The following is a 3,659-nucleotide window of genomic DNA, read 5'->3' on the forward strand; positions in this document are numbered from 1 at the left end:
GGTGAAGCAGACCCGCTGACGAAAGGCAGTATTGCTGACATGAACATCATTGACCGGCGCCTCAACCCCAAGGGCAAAAGCCTGGCAAACCGCCAGCGCTTCCTGCGCCGCGCCAAGGAACAGATCGTCAAGGCGGTGCGCGACAGCTCGGGCAAGCGCAACATCCAGGATATCGAGAACGGCGACAAGATCTCGATATCCACGGGTGGCGTGCGGGAACCTTCGTTCCACCGTTCGGCTTCGGGGGGCCTGCGCGAGCATGTGGTGCCGGGCAACAAGGAGTTCGTCGAAGGCGATACCATTCCCAGGCCGGACGGCGGAGGCGGACGGGGCGGCTCGGAAGGCGCCCCGGACGGGGAGGGCGAGGATGACTTCCGGTTCGTCCTGAGCCGGGAGGAATTCCTCGATATCTTCATGGAAGACCTCGAGCTGCCGGATCTCGTGAAGCAGAAGATCAAGCAGACCGAGAGCTTCTCGCTTCATCGGGCGGGCTACAGTTCCAGCGGTTCGCCCAGCAACCTCAATCTGGTGCGCACGATGCGCAACAGCCTGTCCCGCCGCATCGCTCTCCGCCGGCCCAAGCCGGAGGAGATCGAGAGGCTGGAACAGGAAATCGCGGACCTCGAGGCCAACGGCACCGACGACGACCGGCTGCTTGAGCTTCGCGGCGAGTTGGACCGCCAGATGCGGCGGAGCCGGCTGATCCCCTACCTCGACCCGGTCGACGTACGCTACAACCGGTTCGAACGCGTTCCCAGGCCGGTGGCCCAGGCCGTCATGTTCTGCCTGATGGACGTTTCCGGCTCGATGACCGAGCATATGAAGGACCTCGCGAAGCGGTTCTTCATTCTGCTCTTCCTGTTCCTCAAGCGGCGTTACCGCCATGTCGACATCGTCTTCATCCGGCACACCCACGAAGCCAAGGAAGTGGACGAGGAGACGTTCTTCTACAGTGCGGAAACGGGCGGTACCGTCGTTTCCACGGCGCTGGAGGAGATGAAGCGGATCATCGCCGACCGGTATCCCGAAGGCGACTGGAACATCTACGCGGCGCAGGCGTCGGACGGCGACAACATGTCCAACGACAATGCCAAGTCGGCGGCGTTGCTGGAGAACGTCATCCTGCCAATGTGCCAATACTTCGCTTATATTGAAGTCAGCCAGGATTACGAAGGCGGACTTGGCGGCGCGCTGGGGGCGACTCTCGGCCGGGAAACGGACCTGTGGCGGACCTACAAGCTGGTGGCGAAACCGGGAGCGCCGATCGCCATGCGGAAGGTCCGGACGCGCAGGGAAATCTTTCCGGTGTTCCGGGAGTTGTTTTCCCGCGAAAATGCGACGACGTAAAGCGGCGGCAGCGTAAAACGACGGTAGTATTGACGGTCGCTCCAATGAGACGGTCACGTGACGGATAGTCTCCGAGGATTGCCAGAGGAACGGTAGATGTCCATGCAGATGCTCGACAGCCCCAACCAGTTGATCTACGAAGGCGCCGATTGGGATTACGATAAGATCAAGCGCGCCTACGACGCGATCGAGCGGATCGCGTTCGACGAGATGGGGCTGGATATCTATCCGAACCAGATCGAGGTGATCACGGCCGAGCAGATGCTGGACGCCTACTCGTCCATCGGCATGCCGCTGATGTACAAGCACTGGTCGTTCGGCAAGCATTTCGCGCAGGACGAGACCATGTACCGCAAGGGGCTGCGCGGTCTGGCCTATGAAATCGTGATCAACTCTAGTCCCTGCATCAGCTACATCATGGAAGAGAATTCCATGACGATGCAGACGCTGGTGATCGCGCACGCGGCATTCGGCCATAATCACTTCTTCAAGAACAACAACCTGTTCCGCCAGTGGACCGATGCCAAGGGCATCCTGGACTATCTTGAGTTTGCCAAGACCTTCATCCTCAAATGCGAAGAGCGTTACGGGCATCAGGCGGTCGAGCGTACGCTCGACGCCGCCCATGCACTGATGAGCCATGGCGTCCACCGCTATCCGCGCAAGCAGCCGCTCGACCTGCGGGAAGAGCAGAGGCGCGAGGACGAGCGGCAGGAATATAACCGCAAAATGTACAACGACCTCTGGCGCACGGTCCCGACCAAGCCCGGCGTCAAGGAAGCCGTGTCGGCGGTCGAGAACCGCAAAGCGCTGCTGGCGCTGCCCGAGGAGAACATCCTCTATTTCCTGGAGAAGAAGGCGCCGCGCCTGCATCAGTGGCAGCGGGAGATCCTGCGCATCGTCCGCCGCGTCGCCCAGTACTTCTACCCGCAGAAGCAGACCAAGCTGATGAACGAAGGGTGTGCGACCTACACCCACTACTACATCATGAATCGTCTGCATCAGAAGGGACTGATGAGCGACGGCGCTTATCTGGAATTCCTGCACTCCCACACCAGCGTCGTCTTCCAGCCGAGTTTCGACGATCCCCGCTTCAGCGGGATAAACCCCTATGCCATCGGTTTCGCGATGATGGAGGATATCGAGCGTATCGCCACCAAGCCGACCGACGAGGATCGCCAGTGGTTTCCCGATTTCGCCGGCAACGGCGATGCCATGGGGACGCTGCGGGAGGCTTGGGCCAATTTCCGCGACGAGAGCTTCGTTCTCCAGTACCTGAGCCCGCACCTGATGCGTAAGATGCGGATGTTCGAGGTCCGCAACGATGCGTCCGAGCCGGAAATGATGGTGGAAGCGATCCATAACGAGCGCGGTTACCGGAAGCTCCGCAAGGCGCTTGCCCGCCAGTACGATATCGGTTATCTCGAGCCGGACATCCAGATCGTGGATGTGGACCTGGCGGGCGACCGCAAGCTTATCCTTCAGCACCGCGTCATCAACCGGGTTCTGCTGGACGAGAGCGACGCTCGCGCGGTCCTGCGGCATATCGCCAATCTTTGGGGCTACGAGGTCATGCTGGTCGAGGTCGATGCGACCACCGACGCGGTCCTGAAGGAACATACCGTTTCGGCCAGTTCGCTTCTCTTGAGTTGAGGCTATGGGCGGACGGCTCGCATTGGGAGCAGGCATGCTGCTTGGCCTTGCCTACGATACCAACCGGCGCGCCGCCCAGGCAGAATTGGACAACCCGCCATTGGGCAGGATGATCGACCTGTCCGATGGTTCCAGGATCCACTATGTCGAGCGCGGCTCCGGCCCGCCCATCCTGCTGATCCATGGCGCCCTGATGCAGGCCGAGGACATGGCGATGTCCCTGCTCGGTCCCTTGTCGAAGAGCTATCGCACGATCGTCGTCGACAGGCCGGGGCACGGATACAGCACGCGTCCCGCGCAGTTCACGTCGCCCGCTTCCGCATCGATGGCGCGGCAAGCCCGGATGATCCATGAGGCTATGGGGCTGATCGGAGTCGAAAAGCCGATCGTCGTCGGGCACTCACTTGGGGGAACCGTGGCACTGGCTTATGCCGTCCAGTTCCCCGAGCATATCTCCGGAATCATATCGCTCGCCGGCTACTGCTTTCCGACGCCGCGTTTCGATCTGATGCCGATCATGCTGAACGGCGTTCCCGTGGTGGGTCCGATCAGCGCGCATGCGATGTCTGCGGGGTTCGGCCGGATGTACCTGTCGGCGATGATAAGCCGGATCTTCTCGCCCGATCCCGTGCCGGACTATTTCCAGGAGCGCTTCCCCG

At 61.2% G+C, this 3,659-nt stretch carries 3 protein-coding genes; all 3 read left to right on the forward strand.

Translation table 11 applies throughout. The features are described from left to right. The first annotated feature begins 39 nt into the window (after positions 1 to 39). Positions 40 to 1,347 (forward strand): YeaH/YhbH family protein, encoded by a 1,308-nt coding sequence (locus AC5JJ6_RS04295; RefSeq protein ID WP_496040863.1) that lies wholly within the window; start codon positions 40 to 42, stop codon positions 1,345 to 1,347. A 96-nt stretch (positions 1,348 to 1,443) separates the two neighbouring features. Then, complete coding sequence (locus AC5JJ6_RS04300) at positions 1,444 to 3,000, forward strand: SpoVR family protein (RefSeq protein ID WP_496040861.1); 1,557 nt, start codon at positions 1,444 to 1,446, stop codon at positions 2,998 to 3,000. A gap of 34 nt (positions 3,001 to 3,034) precedes the next feature. Continuing rightward, positions 3,035 to 3,659, forward strand: a 625-nt coding sequence (locus AC5JJ6_RS04305; RefSeq protein ID WP_496040862.1) for an alpha/beta fold hydrolase, incomplete at its 3' end; no start/stop codon positions are given.

It is taken from the genome of Skermanella sp. (assembly GCF_059503625.1).

Coding starts and splice junctions, on each gene's coding strand:
- AC5JJ6_RS04295 (WP_496040863.1), top strand. CDS start 40: ATGAACATCATTGACCGGCGCCTCAACCCCAAGGGCAAAAGCCTGGCA.
- AC5JJ6_RS04300 (WP_496040861.1), top strand. CDS start 1,444: ATGTCCATGCAGATGCTCGACAGCCCCAACCAGTTGATCTACGAAGGC.